Source organism: Tabrizicola sp. BL-A-41-H6 (assembly GCF_050632395.1).
In the GTDB taxonomy this organism is placed as follows: domain Bacteria; phylum Pseudomonadota; class Alphaproteobacteria; order Rhodobacterales; family Rhodobacteraceae; genus JAUYQR01.
In genome coordinates, this window is the sequence record NZ_CP192600.1 from 256,456 (window position 1) to 271,104 (window position 14,649).

Annotated in this window: 14 protein-coding genes; 4 read left to right on the forward strand and 10 right to left on the reverse strand. The window is 59.9% G+C overall.

Going from position 1 to position 14,649, the window contains the following annotated elements:
- Positions 1-120: 120 nt before the first annotated feature.
- Positions 121-711: a L,D-transpeptidase gene (locus ACROUL_RS01200; protein WP_431297738.1), complete on the reverse strand. Its 591-nt coding sequence runs from the start codon at positions 709-711 to the stop codon at positions 121-123.
- A 178-nt stretch (positions 712-889) separates the two neighbouring features.
- On the opposite strand from ACROUL_RS01200, the gene ACROUL_RS01205 reads away from it, so the two are divergent.
- The gene (locus ACROUL_RS01205; protein ID WP_431301217.1) at positions 890-1,405 is read left to right on the forward strand and encodes a CAP domain-containing protein; all 516 of its coding nucleotides are present in this window, start codon (positions 890-892) and stop codon (positions 1,403-1,405) included.
- A 6-nt stretch (positions 1,406-1,411) separates the two neighbouring features.
- Here the strand turns inward: ACROUL_RS01205 and ACROUL_RS01210 are convergent, their stop codons facing one another.
- From ACROUL_RS01210 to ACROUL_RS01240, 7 genes are all read right to left on the reverse strand, one after another.
- On the reverse strand, positions 1,412-1,903 hold the full coding sequence (locus ACROUL_RS01210) for a L,D-transpeptidase family protein (RefSeq protein ID WP_431297739.1): 492 nt from the start codon (positions 1,901-1,903) through the stop codon (positions 1,412-1,414).
- Between the two features lie 90 nt (positions 1,904-1,993).
- A complete protein-coding gene (locus ACROUL_RS01215; protein WP_431297740.1) occupies positions 1,994-3,220 on the reverse strand; it encodes a class I SAM-dependent RNA methyltransferase in 1,227 nt (408 codons plus the stop codon).
- Positions 3,217-5,070 (reverse strand): ABC transporter ATP-binding protein, encoded by a 1,854-nt coding sequence (locus ACROUL_RS01220; RefSeq protein ID WP_431297741.1) that lies wholly within the window; start codon positions 5,068-5,070, stop codon positions 3,217-3,219. Before ACROUL_RS01220 ends, ACROUL_RS01215 begins: the two co-directional genes overlap by 4 nt.
- A complete protein-coding gene (locus ACROUL_RS01225; protein WP_431301218.1) occupies positions 5,067-6,911 on the reverse strand; it encodes an ABC transporter ATP-binding protein in 1,845 nt (614 codons plus the stop codon). Before ACROUL_RS01225 ends, ACROUL_RS01220 begins: the two co-directional genes overlap by 4 nt.
- A 62-nt stretch (positions 6,912-6,973) precedes the next feature.
- Positions 6,974-8,110, reverse strand: a complete 1,137-nt coding sequence (locus tag ACROUL_RS01230; protein ID WP_431297742.1) for a CCA tRNA nucleotidyltransferase — start codon at positions 8,108-8,110, stop codon at positions 6,974-6,976.
- The gene (locus tag ACROUL_RS01235; RefSeq protein WP_431297743.1) at positions 8,107-8,691 is read right to left on the reverse strand and encodes a CoA pyrophosphatase; all 585 of its coding nucleotides are present in this window, start codon (positions 8,689-8,691) and stop codon (positions 8,107-8,109) included. Before ACROUL_RS01235 ends, ACROUL_RS01230 begins: the two co-directional genes overlap by 4 nt.
- Entirely contained in the window at positions 8,688-9,677 is a 990-nt protein-coding gene (locus ACROUL_RS01240; RefSeq protein ID WP_431297744.1) for an Hsp33 family molecular chaperone HslO, read from the reverse strand. Before ACROUL_RS01240 ends, ACROUL_RS01235 begins: the two co-directional genes overlap by 4 nt.
- A 74-nt stretch (positions 9,678-9,751) precedes the next feature.
- On the opposite strand from ACROUL_RS01240, the gene ACROUL_RS01245 reads away from it, so the two are divergent.
- Complete coding sequence (locus tag ACROUL_RS01245; protein ID WP_431297745.1) at positions 9,752-10,189, forward strand: NUDIX hydrolase; 438 nt, start codon at positions 9,752-9,754, stop codon at positions 10,187-10,189.
- Here the strand turns inward: ACROUL_RS01245 and ACROUL_RS01250 are convergent.
- Positions 10,166-11,422: a PP2C family protein-serine/threonine phosphatase gene (locus ACROUL_RS01250; RefSeq protein WP_431297746.1), complete on the reverse strand. Its 1,257-nt coding sequence runs from the start codon at positions 11,420-11,422 to the stop codon at positions 10,166-10,168. The two genes, ACROUL_RS01245 and ACROUL_RS01250, sit on opposite strands and share 24 nt — an antisense overlap.
- A 184-nt stretch (positions 11,423-11,606) precedes the next feature.
- Between ACROUL_RS01250 and ACROUL_RS01255 the strand changes: the two genes are divergently transcribed.
- Entirely contained in the window at positions 11,607-11,939 is a 333-nt protein-coding gene (locus tag ACROUL_RS01255; RefSeq protein ID WP_431297747.1) for an Hpt domain-containing protein, read from the forward strand.
- Here ACROUL_RS01255 and ilvA read toward each other — a convergent pair.
- The gene (ilvA, locus tag ACROUL_RS01260) at positions 11,936-13,183 is read right to left on the reverse strand and encodes a threonine ammonia-lyase IlvA (RefSeq protein ID WP_431297748.1); all 1,248 of its coding nucleotides are present in this window, start codon (positions 13,181-13,183) and stop codon (positions 11,936-11,938) included. The genes ACROUL_RS01255 and ilvA overlap by 4 nt on opposite strands.
- 229 nt (positions 13,184-13,412) lie before the next feature.
- Here ilvA and ACROUL_RS01265 point away from each other — a divergent pair, with 229 nt between their 5' ends.
- On the forward strand, positions 13,413-14,642 hold the full coding sequence (locus tag ACROUL_RS01265; protein ID WP_431297749.1) for an argininosuccinate synthase: 1,230 nt from the start codon (positions 13,413-13,415) through the stop codon (positions 14,640-14,642).
- The last annotated feature ends 7 nt before the right edge of the window (positions 14,643-14,649 follow it).

The following is a 14,649-nucleotide window of genomic DNA, read 5'->3' on the forward strand; positions in this document are numbered from 1 at the left end:
CGAAGTTTTCAGAGGCGGCGACACGCTCCCAAGACTATCCTCATACAAGACGTGTAACCAGCAGACGTCCCGAAAAGCAATTGGAGAAGTTCATTTTGTTCGGACGCTTCTGTCGTTTTGTCAAATAAGCAACACCTGCGTGCCCACTTGCGCCATCTCGTACAGCTCTTCGATGTGCTCGTTGTAAAGGCCGATGCAGCCGTTCGATGACCGGCGACCAATCTTCCGTGTGTCGTGGGTTCCGTGGATGCGGTAATAGGTCCACGACAGGTAAAGCGCACGGGTGCCCAGCGGGTTGTCCGGTGCGCCACCTTCGACCACATCCGGCCAATCGGGGTTACGCTCTTTCATCGAGGCGGTCGGACGCCAGGCCGGGTTGACGACCTTCTGAACAACCTCGGTCTTGCCACGCCGCGTCAGGTCTTCGGACAGAGGCACGGAGGTGGGATAAAGCCGGTAAATGGATTGATCTTCAGACCAGTAATGCAGGGCGCGCGACGTGATGTCGACAAGGATGGCGCCACCACGGGTGTTGTCGAAATAGTTCTGCCATTCCAGCATCCGGAAGCTGGAAACGTTGTTACGAACCGTGCTTGCCGCAGGGAGGAACTCTGTCGTGCCGTCTTGTGCAAGGGCGGGCAGGGCGCCGAGCGCTGCTGCGCCGGCCGCGCCTTGCAGAAGCGAACGACGGTTGATGATTGATCTTGCCATGGAGGTTTCTCCTGCTCTTTCTTATCTCGTCGTTCTCATACTGTTTTTTGCGACCGGCCGCAAATCACTCGGCCGTCAGCTTTCGCCGATCTGCAGACTTGGGTTTGAACACCGCCCCGGCTTTCGGTATGGAGGGGCGAAACGGTCGCGCTTGGCTGCCGCTGGTTTGGTGACATTAATGAAAAGACGCTCCCTCCTGCTGCTGGCTCCGGCCATTCTGATCGCTGCGTGTGCCCCTGCCAGCAGGCGTCCGACGGTTGGCGCGGACGGACAACCGCTGCCACAAGTCTACAAGATCACCGCAGCCGAACAGGCTGCAATTCCGTTCCGCTTGCTTGATTCGGTGAATACACTCAGGGCGGCAAAGAACTTGCCTGCGCTTACCTACGATACCAGGCTGAACGCAGCGGCGGCGACACACTCGCGCGATATGTCCGTGCAAAACCGGCCTTGGCACTTCGGCTCCGACGGCTCGTCCCCGTTGGTTCGCGTCCAACGCGCTGGATATACCGGGCGTCTTGTTGGCGAACTGATTTCCGAAACCTACGAGACCGAGTTGGAGACGCTTTCCACCTGGATGGCGCAGCCCGATACCCGCGGCATCATCATGGACCCGACGGCAAGAACCCTGGGGTTCGCGTGGTTTCAGGAAGCCGGCGGAAAGATCTGGTGGACGCTCGTAACCGGGGCTTAAGACCCGTCAGGGAAGAATGAAGATCGGCGTTCCCGGCTCGATCATCGAATAGACGATTTCCATTTCCTTGTCCGACACGGCAATGCATCCAGCCGTCCAGTCACGCTGCCGGATCGGCTTGTTCGGACCGCCGTGAATGAAGATGTCACCGCCGGGCCGTTTGTCGACCGACTCGGCAAAGGCGATGTCGGCTTCGTTCGGATAGGTGATCCCGAGCGACAGGTGGAACTCCGAATTCGGGTTCTTGTGCGAAATGAAGTATCCGCCCTCGGGGGTCTTTCCGTCGCCTTCGAACTGCTTGTGTCCCACTGGCATGAAGCCGAGCGCGACATCGTAACTTTTCAGCACCTGGTCATTGTGCAGCAGATACATCTTGCGGTCGGCCTTGTGGACCTGAACCTGTGTTACCTTGGGTCCGTTGTACGACCGGAACTTCGACCCACACGCCGACAGGCCAAAAGCCATCACGAGGATGACGATTAAACGAAGAATCCGCATCACTGTCCCGCCTGCATTCTTTTTCTTTTGGATACAGCATTCTACCGACCCTGCCTAGCGAGGCGATTTGCAGGCGAGGTCACGGATTTGTCAACTCGGACGCGAAAATCGCGCGACGAGTTCAACATGCGTGGACCAGCGAAACTGATCGACAACCCTTATCCAATCCAGCGCATAGCCAGCTGAGACGAGAATGCCGGCATCGCGCGCGAACGTTATCGGGTTGCACGACACCATCGCTACAACAGGAACAGTCGAGAGGACAAGGCACCGGGTCTGTGCTTCCGCCCCCGCACGCGGCGGGTCCAGTACCACACCAGAAAACCGTGCCAGTTCGTCGGGTTGCAGCGGCCTGCGAAAGAGGTCGCGCGTCTCGGATGTTATGCGGCGCAGGCCTTGGGTATTGCGCGTCGCCTTGTCCAAAGCCTGAATCATTGCTGCGTCGCCTTCGACGCTGTGAACCTCTGCAAACTCGGCGATCGGAAAGGTAAACGTGCCCGATCCGGCAAAAAGATCCGCGACCCGCTGTTGCGGACCCAAGGCCTCGCGCACGGCGTCAAGAAGCGCGGTCTCACCTTCCAGCGTGGCTTGCAGGAACGCGCCGGAAGGCGGCGTCACGACAGCGCGGCCAAATCGCTGGATGGGAGAATCTCGCAAAGCAACCACCTCTCCCTCCCAGGTCAGGCGGGCGAACTGGTGCTTTTCGACGATGCGCGCCAATGCCATACGCAGTTCGCTGTCCAACGGCTTGCCGCCGGTTACGGCGACGTCCGCTCCCGCCTCTGAACGGGTGACCGTCATCGAAAGCTCGGCGGATCGCGACCCGCCTATCATCGCAAGCTCTTGTAAGCCGGTCACTACATCCATCAGGTCGGGATGCAGCAAACGGCACTCAGGAATGGCCACCAGCGTGACCGAGCTTCGGGCGTGGAACCCGATCAGCACGCCTGATTTCGTTCGCCTCGCCGAAAACACCGCGCGCCGCCGGGAGTGCGGAGGCGACGTGGCGACGCCTTTGATCGGGGCGGGCAAGCCATGTGCAGCAAGGGCTGACGATACGATGGATGCTTTCCACGCTTCGACAAAGCTGTCCGCCACATGTTGAAGCTGGCATCCGCCGCAGGTTCGCGCGTGCGGGCAAGGCGCCTTGATTCGGTCCGCCGATGGCGTGACGATTCGCACGTTCGTCAGCTTGTCGGCGTTCAGATCGCCCTCAACAACCTCGCCGGGCAAAACACCCGGAACAAAGACTGTGCCTTCTGGCACTGTGGCCAGCCCATCACCAAGATGGCCGAGGCGGTCGATCGTAACCCTCATTCGGCTGCTTCCTGTTCGTCGTCCGTTCCCAGAAAGCCGCCAGACTGGCGGTTCCAGTAGCGGGCATAAAGGCCGTTCTTGGCCAACAGGGCTGCGTGGTCACCCTCTTCGACAATCCGGCCCTGCTCCATCACGATGATCCTGTCCATCGCGGCGATCGTGGAAAGTCGGTGTGCAATGGCAAGAACGGTCTTGCCTTCCATCACCTTGGACAAAGCGCTCTGGATACTGGCCTCGATCTCTGAATCAAGCGCGGAGGTTGCCTCATCAAGCACCAGGATCGGCGCGTCCTTCAAGAAGGCGCGCGCCAATGCGATGCGCTGACGTTGACCGCCAGAAAGTTTCACGCCGCGTTCGCCAAGAAACGCATCGTACCCGCGCCGGCCCTTGTGATCGGCCATCCTGCCGATGAAGTCGTCAGCTTCGGCGGCGCTTGCGGCTGCGACGATCTCGACTTCTGCGGCGTCGGGTCGGCCGTAAAGAATGTTGTCACGGGCCGAACGGTTGAACATGGCCGTTTCCTGGGTAACCATGCCAATCTGACGTCGAAGCGATTCCTGGGTTATGTCACGCACATCGATGCCATCAATCCTGACGCTTCCAGTCTCTGGATCGTAAAGCCGCAGCAGCAGCGACACGAGAGTTGACTTGCCCGCCCCCGATGCGCCGACGATCCCCAATTTCTCGCCTGCACGAACCGTAAGATCAATTTCGGTCACCCCCGCACGACCGTGACCATAGCCAAAACTGACGTGGTCAAAGCAGATCTCGCCAGCCACGCGCGGCAGTTCCTTGGCATTGGGCGAATCGGCAAGCGTGTGTGGGACGGCCAGCGTGTGCATTCCGTCCTCGACCTCGCCGATCGAGGTGTAGATCGACATCAGCGTAAAGCTCACCCATCCCGACATCTGCGCAATGCGCATGGCAATCGCCCCAGCAGCGGCGATGGCGCCTTCGGTTGCCAGCCCGCGCTGCCAAAGCAACAAGGTGCCGCCGATCAGCACGATCGGCAACACACCGGCGAGTGTCATCAGCGCCAGGCGGAACCAGGTTGAGATCACGCCGAATTCGAGGCTTCGTTCCCGGAATACACCCATCGACTGCAGGGCGACGCGATCTTCGAAATCGGCGTGGGCGAACAGTTTGACCGTCTTGATGTTGGTGATCGTATCCACCACCTGCCCGGTGACCATCGCCCGCGCAGAGGCGCGCGCGGCAGAGTTTTCCTTCACCTTGGGCAGGAAATACCGGATCATCGCCACATAGACGACTAGCCAAAGCGCGAGCACCCCGGCAATCCGCCAGTCAACCGAAAACAGGTAGATCACCGAGCCGATGACCGAGGCCAGTGCGAACGCACCGGTGTTGATGGCTTCGGTCACGACATCCGTCACGGCACGCGCCGCCTGCATCTGCTTTTGCGCGATGCGACCTGCGAAGTCGTTGTCAAAAAAGGTCACGGCCTGACCAAGCGTCCAGCGATGCAGGCGGCTGAGGACCAGAGGCAGCACATTCGGCCCGATCACGACGCTGTTCGACGCCGATGAAAGCCCGAACGCCAGCGGGCGCAGGAAAAGATAGAATCCAAGGCACGACAGAAGCAGCCATGCATGGCCGGAGAAAAAGCTTTCCGGCCCAGCCGCGACGGAAGCGTCGATCACCCAGCCCATGATGATGGCCGAGACCACCTCCGTCACCCCGGCTAGCGACGAAAACACCACGGCTAGCCAAAGCATCGGCCATGACCCGGAAAGGCACCACCGAAAGAAGGCGGCCAGCGTTCGGGGCGGCGGCCCGTCAGCCGGGCGGAACGCGTCGATCCAATTCCCCATCTTCTCAAGAAGCGTCATTCTGCCACCTCCTCGAGCCCGATGAAGCCCCCTGACTGTCGTGCCCAGAAGCGCGCGTAAAGACCATTTCGCCGCAGCAGATCTGCATGAGTGCCGGATTCCGCTATCTGACCGTCTTCCACCACAACGATGCGATCCATCGCCGCAAGGGTCGACAGACGATGCGCAATGGCGATCACTGTCTTTCCGTGCATTACTCCGTAAAGAGCATCCTGAATTGCCGCCTCCGCTTCTGAGTCGAGGGCTGAAGTCGCCTCATCAAGAATGAGGATAGGCGCGTCCTTCAGGATGACCCGTGCCAAACTGATCCGCTGGCGCTGACCGCCCGACAGTTTCACGCCCCGCTCGCCGACATGCGCGTCATAGCCGGTGCGGCCTTCGGAATCCTGCAGTCCCAAGATGAAATCATGCGCTTCAGCCTGCTTTGCCGCCGCGATCATCCGATCGTCCGAGGCGTCCGGGCGGCCATACAAAATGTTGTCACGCACGGACCGGTGCAACAAGCTTGAATCCTGCTGGACCATGCCGATCTGGCGGCGGAGCGATTCTTGAGACACCTGCGAGATGTCCTGCCCATCAATCAGAATGCGCCCGGATTCGGGTTCGTAGAACCGGAGCAACAGCTTGACGAGCGTTGATTTACCGGCACCAGACCGCCCAACGACGCCAAGCTTTTCCCCCGATTTTACCAACAGGGACAGGTTTTGTAGCCCACCGCTGCCGCGCCCGTAATGGTGCGACACTGACTCGATTTCGATCCGGCCGTCGGTCAGACGAAGCACCGACGCACCCGGTCGGTCGACCAGTCCGATCGGATGGGTAATCGTCTCCATCCCTTCCTGAACCACGCCCAGCGCCTGAACCAGCGATGTAAACGCCCACATGATCCAGTAGGTCATGTTGTTTAGCCGAAGCACCAGCGCAGTCGCGGCAGCAACGGTTCCAACCGTAGCAGAGCCCTGATACCAAAGTACAATCGCCCATCCTGTCACCGACACTATGAGGAAGCCGTTCAGGAAAGTAAGCGCCAGATCCATCTTGGTTACGATGCGCATTTCCTTTTGAAAGGTTGTGCGGGCATGTTCGATTGCCTCTTTGGCATAGGCCAATTCCTTGTCGTGGTAGGCAAAGAGCTTGACGGAATGGATGTTGGTGTAGGCATCCACCACTCGTCCTGTCACAGCTGACCGCGCATCACTTGATGCCTTTGACGCCGGTCCGGCACGCTTGACCGTCCACTTCACCAGCGCCGCATACAGCACAAGCCAGACCACCAATGGCAAAACCAGACGCGGGTCGGCATCTGCCAGCATGATCGCCGCACCGACGACCGTCACGCTGGCAAACGCCATCGCATCGAACGTCTGGAACACGGCGTCTCCTGCAGCGGGTGGGGTTTGCATGATGCGGTTGGCGATGCGTCCGGCAAAATCGCTTTCAAACCAACCAACCGGCTGGCGGATCACATGGGCATGCGCACGCCAGCGGATCATCGTGCCAAAGTTCGGCAAGATCGTGTTGTGAAGCAGGGCAACGTTGGCCACCAGCAGCAGAGGCCGCAGCACAAGAACCGCAAAAGCCACCAGAAGCATCTCTGTGCCGTAAGTCTGCCAGACCACTTTGGGGCCATTGACCGAAAGCAGGTCTACAAGACGGCCGACATACCAGATCAGGGCAACATCGGAAAAAGCCGCGATCACCGACAAGACAGCCGTGGCCGCGAACACCCCCCGAAACGGACGGATGAACTGTTTCAGAAATGGCCAGAGCCGCCTGGGCGGCGTATCCGTCTGCTCGTATGAACCGTAGGGGTCAACGAGGCCTTCGAAAAACCGGAACACGTACGAAGCCTCTTTCCGCGTCGAGAACGGGATATAGTCTGGGTTACGGTCAAGGGAAACCGCTAGCGAAGAAGTTCGTTCCGCGTAAGCCGCAGATCCGACCGCAGCCAAAGGTCAGTGAGGCTGGCCAAGCGGGCCCCAAGATCAGGCCCCGCAAGCGGATGAAGATCAGCGGCCTTGATCGGAAACGTCGCGGCAGCACCTCGATCAACGTCTTCCGCCCATCCCGCCGACAAGCCAAGTCCCGAACGCGCCGCACGCACGATCACTGCACTGCGGCCAGTCTCCCGTCCAAGTTCCCAACCAATCGCCGCCGGACCAAGGTCCGACGCGGCAGCCCGGTCTATTGCATTGATACGACGACGTTCGGCCTTTGACAGACGCAGATCGGCGACTACCGCACCCCCCAGACAGGCAAGCCGGCGCATCCAATCCGGTGGCGCACCCTCCTCCAGCGCAGCCAATCTCGCAAAGGCGTCAAGGTCGGCGCCGGGAAGAACCCGCTCCAGAACACCAATCTGGTCCATTGCCAAAAGCGTTGGTGCCGGGTTTCGCGCTGACAGAAGTTTTCTGATCTCGGCACCGATCCGTTCGCGCGAAAGCGTATCCAGACCGGCAACATGCATGGCACAGGCCCGCAGCCCGGGCTTGTCGAGACCCGCCCACTCATCGCCGTACTGGGCGTGGAACCGAAAGAACCGCAGGATGCGAAGATAATCCTCGCGTATCCGGCGCTCTGGATCGCCGACAAACCGGACGCGCCGCGCCAGAAGGTCGGGCAGACCTCCGATCGGGTCCAGCACCTCGCCCGCTCTTGTCGCGTAAAGTGCGTTCATAGTGAAATCGCGGCGGCTTGCGTCTTCTGTCACATCGGTTGAAAATTCCACCTCTGCATGCCGACCGTCTGTCGTTACGTCCCGCCGAAGCGTGGTCACTTCGTGCGGTCTGCCTTCGACAATGACGGTGACAGTGCCGTGGCTCAGACCGGTTGGAACCACCTTTAGACCCGCGTGCGCGGCAAGGGCCATCACCTCATCCGGCACTGCGTCGGTGGCTATGTCGATATCTGCGACAGGCACCCCCAAGAGGGCGTTGCGGACACAACCGCCCACCAGAAACGCCTTTCGGCCTTCGCGTTCAAGCAAGCCACACAGTGCCTGCGTGCCCGGATGGGATAGCCAATCACCAGAAACCCTCATCGCTCACACCGGTCGGCAAGCCCGCGAAGGATGCGGGCCGTCGCTCCCCAGATGTAATAGGGCCCATAAGGCACCACGTAGTACCTGCGCCATTCGCCTTTCCAAAGCCTGCGTTCGATGGCGAAGTTTGCGGGGTTCAGGACGTGATCAAGCGGAACCTCGAAAACCTCGTCCACCTCTCCGCGTTCGGGAACTGGCTGGAAAGCACGCCGCACCACTGCCAGAATCGGCGTCACGGTAAAGCCGGTGACAGTTTCATGCGTTGGCAATTGCCCCAAAAGATGGACGCTTTCCTCGGGAAGGCCGATTTCCTCTCTAGCTTCGCGCAAGGCAGCCCTTTCGACCGAAACGTCCTCGGGATCGACTTTGCCGCCCGGAAAGGCAATCTGCCCGGCGTGGTGTTTCAGGTGCGACGCGCGTTTTGTCAAAAGCAGGCTCGTTCCGGTGATTGCAACAAGCACTGCTGCAGGCCGCAAGCCACCCTCGCTTGGCCGGAGTTCAACGTTCAGATCAAAATCCGACGACGGCCCGGCAGGAAGCGACAGTGCTTTGATCAAGCGCGCTTCTGCCGTTTCCGTCATGTCGGATCAGTGCCTTCAAAGCCCAGCGTCTTGGGATCGAACTCGTAATGCGCACTGCAGAACTGGCAGTCTGCGGTCACGATCCCTTCCGTTGTGGTCATCTTGCTGATGTCTTTCTGCGAATAGATCGACATCGTCTGCCGCACTTTTTCAGGCGAACAGGAACATCCGAACCGCACCGGTTGCGATTCGAAGGCGCGCGGCCCTTCCTCGTGAAACAGCCTGACGAGGAGGTCCGTCGGCGCAACATGCGGCCCGATCAATTCCATGTCTTCGACCGTATCGAGCAGGATATTTGCGCGCGTCCAGTTTTCGCTCGCGTCGCCGGCCAGAATGTCCACGTGAGTCAGCAACCCACCTTCGCCAGAGCCCGCCTCGGCCGCAACGGAACCGCCAACCTGCGGCATATGCTGCAACATCACGCCACCGGCCCGCCATCTGGCGGCTTGGCCAGGTTCACGAACCTGCCCGAAAGTCAGCGAGAACCGTGTCGGAAGCTGCTCTGACTGCGCGAAATACGTCTCGGCGCAATGCGAAAGCGAGCTACCCGCAATCGGTGTGAACCCTTGGTAGGGCACCATGCCTTCGCCTTGATCCAGCATCACGGCAAAGTAACCCTGTCCGATCTGGCTGAACGGATCCGCAGACTCGTCAAGCCGCTCCGCGTCGTAACTGGCATATGCCCGAATGCGCGCAGGCTCGCCTTCCTTTGTCGGACCATAATAGTCGGTGGCGATAAGGCGCGCAGGGCCGTTGCCACGGATCTGCAGCGACAACTTCCAGCGCAGCTTTACCGCTTGGCCGATCAGGGCAGTCAGCAGTGCCGCCTCCGCAACCAGCGCTTCGATCACAGGCGGATAGGCGTGCTGATTCAAGACCTGGTCCAGCACACCGTCAAGCCGGGCGACCCGTCCACGGATGCCGGTCACGTCAAGCTGGAATGGCAGGACGGTATCGTCCCAGGCGAGTTTGGAGCCGATGGTCATGGGATTTCCTAAGAGTGCCAGCATGGCATATCGCGGCTATATAGGCAGGGCAACTGGCGGTCCAAGGGGTGAACATGATCAGAAGATATGGCGAAGCCGTGAAGACGGGCATCCGATACAAGCGCCGGCCAGGTGTTTATGCCGTACTTTTGCGGGGCGACAGCATCCTTGTCACGCACCAGGCCGACCCGTTGCCAGAGTTTCAACTGCCCGGCGGGGGTATCGACCAAGGCGAACACCCGATCGCAGCCTTGCACCGCGAAGTCATTGAAGAGACGGGCTGGAAAATCGCCATACGTAGACGAATCGGCGCCTTCAGACGGTTCACCTACATGCCGGAGTACGACCTATGGGCAGAAAAGGTCTGCACCATCTACCTTGCGCAACCGATCCTGCGGCTTGGCCCGCCCAGCGAGCCGGGCCACAGCGCCGTCTGGTTGCCAGTGGATGAGGCACTCACCCTTTTGGGCAATGCTGGCGACAGGGCACTATTGGCGCGCGCCGTATCCTGAGTACTCCAGCGACACGCCCGACACGTCGTCGGGAAACGAATCGCCACCAAAGTGTTCAACCAGATCCCAGACCAGAGCTTGCAGGATTTCCGGCCCGTCCAAATGGGCGGACCGGGCAAGGCTTCTTGCCAGACCGGCATCGCCGAAATCGGCCCCATTTAGCCCCGGACACTCCGTCACCCCGTCCGAGATCAGGATAAGCCGGTCGCCCGGGGCTAGCTGAACGGTAACGGTCTCGAATTCGGCGAACGGAATAAGGCCTATCGGAAGCCCACCCTTCCCCACGAGCTCCACCTTGCCGGACCGCCGCAAGACTGCGGGATGCGGGTGGCCGGCCTGGGCTATCCGGGTGGTTCCATCCTGCAGGTCAATCTCGGCGTAAGCCATTGTGAAGTATTGCTCCACCTGGATTTCGTCCAGCATCAGACGGTTGAACCGGTCCATCACGCAGGCGGGTGCTAGCGCTTCGTGCCCTCCGTCAGTTGTCTTGCGAAAGACGAGGTTCTGGTCTGGCGTCGACCCGGTCAACAGGCCCGCCAATCGAGCTGTCATCATTGCCGACGCAACGCCATGGCCGGATACGTCGATCGCATAAATGGCAATCCGGTGCGGATCGATGCGGAACGACCCGACCAGATCACCGCCCACCCGGCCCGAGTTTCGCAGCAAAAGCGCAACTTTCGCTGCCCCGAAATCCTGCAGCCGGTCGCGGATCAGCGTCTGCTGCACCTTGCGCGCCTCGATCAGGTCACGGTCCAGAGAATCGTAGATCGCCTGTAATTCTTCAAGCGTGCTGACGATCATGCGGTTCTTCGCCAACAACTCTGCCTGCATCGAAAGCATCCGTTCGCCCGCACGAAGCCGGGCGCGCAGTTCGCCACCGCTGACCGGCTTGGTGAGAAAATCGTCGGCCCCTGCCTCCAGCCCGTCTGCGATTTCAGTCTTTTCCGATTTCGAGGTCAGCAGAACGAAATAGCCGTAGGATTGCCTGTCCAGCGCGCGAAAGGCTTTGCAGAATTCCAGCCCGGACAAGCCCGGCATCATCCAGTCGCTGATGACGATATCGACTTGCGCCACCCGGCACGCCTCCAGCGCAGCAAGGCCAGACTCCGCCTCGATCACCACATAGCCCCACCGCCGCAACTGCATTGCCACCATGTGACGCTGGGCGCGACTGTCGTCCACGATGAGCACGGTCAAGGTTAGCGCAGAAGCGCTTTCAGGTATGCGCATGATGTCTTCTGGCAGATTGGCCAGCAATTGTTGCTCCTTCATCGGTTGAATGAAGGGTCGGGGATGCGGCTTAAGACAACGTGAACATTAAGATTGAATATTCAATCCCATGCTCCGGTTACTGATTCTTAGGCAGCTTTGCGCAGGATCACGGGAAATTGGCCTCGCAGGGGAGGAGTGGGCGATGATCGACTGGAATCGGGTAGAGCAGCTTCGCGACGAAATCGGCGCCGATGATTTTCTGGATGTCGCAGGGATGTTTCTGGAAGAGGCCGACCAGACGATTGAACTGTTGTCGGCCGGGCCCCCACCCGGTCAGATTGGGTCCCTGCTGCATTTTCTGAAGGGCAGCGCGCTGAATCTGGGTTTGGCCGACCTTGCACGGCTATGTCAGGACGGCGAAAAACTTGCCTTATCCGGCGACGCTGACCAATTCGATCGTGGGCACCTCACTGCCGTCTACACAGCGTCGCGGGCCGCGTTCATCGCCCGCCTACCCAATGAATCCGCAGCCTAGATCAAGAACTCCGCCAGCGCTTCGTCTGATGTGATGTCGCGGTAAGCCAAATCAGCTGCATCCATCCGCTCGGTGAAGGTACGGAAGTTTTCTGCATTCCGTGTCTCGATTCCGATCAGAACCGAGCCAAAGTTGCGGGCCGATTTCTTCAGGTATTCAAACCGGGCGATATCATCATCGGGGCCCAGCATGGACAGAAACTCTTTCAGCGCGCCGGGGCGCTGCGGCATCCGAAGGATGAAATACTTCTTCAGGCCCGAGTATCTTTGCGCGCGCTCCTTCACCTCAGGCAGCCGCTCGAAATCAAAGTTTCCGCCCGACGTCACGCAGACCACGCACTTGCCGCGAATCTCATCGGCCAGCTCCGGCAACACATCGACGGACAGCGCGCCGGCAGGCTCAAGCACGATGCCTTCGACGTTCAGCATCTCGATCATCGTGACGCAGATCCGGTCTTCCGGCGCGAGCAGGACCTGATCGCGTGTGGCCCAGCCAAGCCTCTGGTAGGTCAGATCGCCCAGTCGCGCTACCGCCGCCCCGTCAACGAAACTGTTGACGCGGGGCAGTTTCACCGGCCCGCCCTCCCGCAGCGCAGCCATCAGGCTGGCCCCGCCCAAAGGTTCGACAAACCGGAAATCCACAGACGGGGCGACCTCTCGCAGATAGGACGTTACCCCTGCTGACAACCCGCCCCCACCGACCGGAAGGATGACAAGGTCAGGCGGGTCTTGCAGTTGTTCAAGGATTTCTACCCCGACGCTCGCCTGCCCTTCGATCACGTCGGCGTCGTCAAAAGGCGACAGAAAATGCGCGCTTGTCTCACGACAGAATGATTGGGCGGCCGCCAGAGTCTGGTCGAAATAGTCGCCGGTCAGTTCGATCCGAACGTTCTGCCCGCCGAACGCTAAGGTCTTGTCGATCTTCTGCTGTGGCGTAGTCACCGGCATGAAGATCGTTCCGTTCACGCCAAAATGTCGGCAGGCGAACGCAACGCCCTGAGCATGGTTGCCCGCACTGGCACAGACGAATGTCCGCTGCCGCGGATTTGTGACGCGTATCTTGCGCATCGCATTGAACGCGCCGCGAAGTTTATAACTGCGGACCGGGGTTAGATCCTCGCGCTTCAACCAGATGTCCGCTCCATAGCGCTGCGAAAGATGCTCGTTGCGCTGCAAGGGGGTTGGCGGGAACAGGTCGCGCAACGCTTCCGTCGCCCTGCGTGCAGCATCGGGAAATTGTGTCACGGCTGGCTCTCAGCTTTTATCTGGGGTCAAGGTCGGTCAGGCTGGCTGCCCGGCCACGGCCCTTGTTACCGTCCCTCCCGCACGACGCAAGACATTTGCAGCCCGCTCGTCAACACATCCAGCCCCTCATCCCGGCAATGAATGACGGCGACGGCGACATGCCCTCGCCCTTGCCGGTCAAGGAAAAACGCAATACACGCGGCGCAAATCGTTTTCCCAAGAGGCGCCAATGTCCGCACCCAAGAAAGTCGTGCTTGCCTATTCCGGTGGTCTCGATACCTCGATCATCCTGAAGTGGCTGCAGACCGAATATGGCTGTGAAGTTGTCACGTTCACCGCTGACCTCGGACAAGGCGAAGAACTGGAGCCGGCGCGCCAAAAGGCGATCCTTCTGGGGATCAAGCCCGAGAATATCCACATCGTCGACGTCAGGGAAGAATTTGTCCGCGACTTCGTGTTCCCGATGTTTCGTGCCAACGCGCTGTACGAAGGCCTCTACCTCCTTGGCACGTCGATAGCCCGCCCGCTGATTTCAAAACATCTGGTGCGGATCGCTGCCGAAACGGGCGCTGATGCGGTCGCTCACGGTGCAACCGGCAAGGGCAACGACCAGGTCCGGTTCGAACTGTCGGCCTATGCCCTGAACCCCTCGATCCGGGTGATCGCACCGTGGCGCGAGTGGGATCTGACAAGCCGCACGAAGCTGTTGGAATTTGCTGAAACCAACCAGATTCCGATTGCTAAGGACAAGCGGGGCGAAGCGCCGTTTTCGGTTGACGCCAACCTTCTGCACACCTCATCCGAGGGCAAGGTGCTTGAGAACCCCGCCGAAGAAGCGCCGGAATTCGTCTATCAGCGCGTCACGCCGGTCGAAAAGGCACCAGATACGCCAGAATACGTTGAAATTGGCTTCGAGCGTGGTGACGCAGTATCGATCAACGGCGAGACGCTAAGCCCGGCGACAATCCTGACCCGGCTTAACGAAGTCGGCGGAAAGCACGGCGTCGGCCTTCTTGATCTGGTGGAAAACCGCTTCGTCGGCATGAAATCCCGTGGGCTTTATGAAACCCCGGGCGGTACGATCCTGCTCGAGGCACACCGCGGAATCGAGCAGATCACCCTTGATGCTGGTGCCGGGCACCTCAAGGACAGCATCATGCCGCGTTACGCAGAACTTATTTACAACGGATTCTGGTTCAGCCCGGAACGGGAAATGCTGCAAGCCTTGATCGACAAGAGCCAAGAACACGTGACCGGCACGGTAAGGGTCAAACTGTACAAGGGTTCGGCGCGGACGGTTGCGCGTTGGTCGGATCATAGCCTTTATTCGGAAAAGCACGTCACCTTCGAGGAAGATGCCGGCGCATACGACCAAAAGGATGCTGCTGGCTTCATCAAGCTGAATGCGCTTCGACTGAAGCTTATCGCAACCCGAAACGCGCGAGTGAAGCGCCCCTAACGCAATG

What these genes read in the sequence shown, in the direction of transcription:
- ACROUL_RS01205 (WP_431301217.1), top strand. Translation starts at nt 890, where the DNA reads ATGAAAAGACGCTCCCTCCTGCTGCTGGCTCCGGCCATTCTGATCGCT.
- ACROUL_RS01235 (WP_431297743.1), bottom strand. Translation starts at nt 8,691, where the DNA reads ATGACGGAAACGGCAGAAGCGCGCTTGATCAAAGCACTGTCGCTTCCT.
- ACROUL_RS01215 (WP_431297740.1), bottom strand. Translation starts at nt 3,220, where the DNA reads ATGAGGGTTACGATCGACCGCCTCGGCCATCTTGGTGATGGGCTGGCC.
- ACROUL_RS01230 (WP_431297742.1), bottom strand. Translation starts at nt 8,110, where the DNA reads ATGAGGGTTTCTGGTGATTGGCTATCCCATCCGGGCACGCAGGCACTG.
- ACROUL_RS01245 (WP_431297745.1), top strand. Translation starts at nt 9,752, where the DNA reads ATGATCAGAAGATATGGCGAAGCCGTGAAGACGGGCATCCGATACAAG.
- ACROUL_RS01265 (WP_431297749.1), top strand. Translation starts at nt 13,413, where the DNA reads ATGTCCGCACCCAAGAAAGTCGTGCTTGCCTATTCCGGTGGTCTCGAT.
- ACROUL_RS01210 (WP_431297739.1), bottom strand. Translation starts at nt 1,903, where the DNA reads ATGCGGATTCTTCGTTTAATCGTCATCCTCGTGATGGCTTTTGGCCTG.
- ACROUL_RS01250 (WP_431297746.1), bottom strand. Translation starts at nt 11,422, where the DNA reads ATGCGCATACCTGAAAGCGCTTCTGCGCTAACCTTGACCGTGCTCATC.
- ACROUL_RS01255 (WP_431297747.1), top strand. Translation starts at nt 11,607, where the DNA reads ATGATCGACTGGAATCGGGTAGAGCAGCTTCGCGACGAAATCGGCGCC.
- ACROUL_RS01200 (WP_431297738.1), bottom strand. Translation starts at nt 711, where the DNA reads ATGGCAAGATCAATCATCAACCGTCGTTCGCTTCTGCAAGGCGCGGCC.
- ACROUL_RS01220 (WP_431297741.1), bottom strand. Translation starts at nt 5,070, where the DNA reads ATGACGCTTCTTGAGAAGATGGGGAATTGGATCGACGCGTTCCGCCCG.
- ACROUL_RS01240 (WP_431297744.1), bottom strand. Translation starts at nt 9,677, where the DNA reads ATGACCATCGGCTCCAAACTCGCCTGGGACGATACCGTCCTGCCATTC.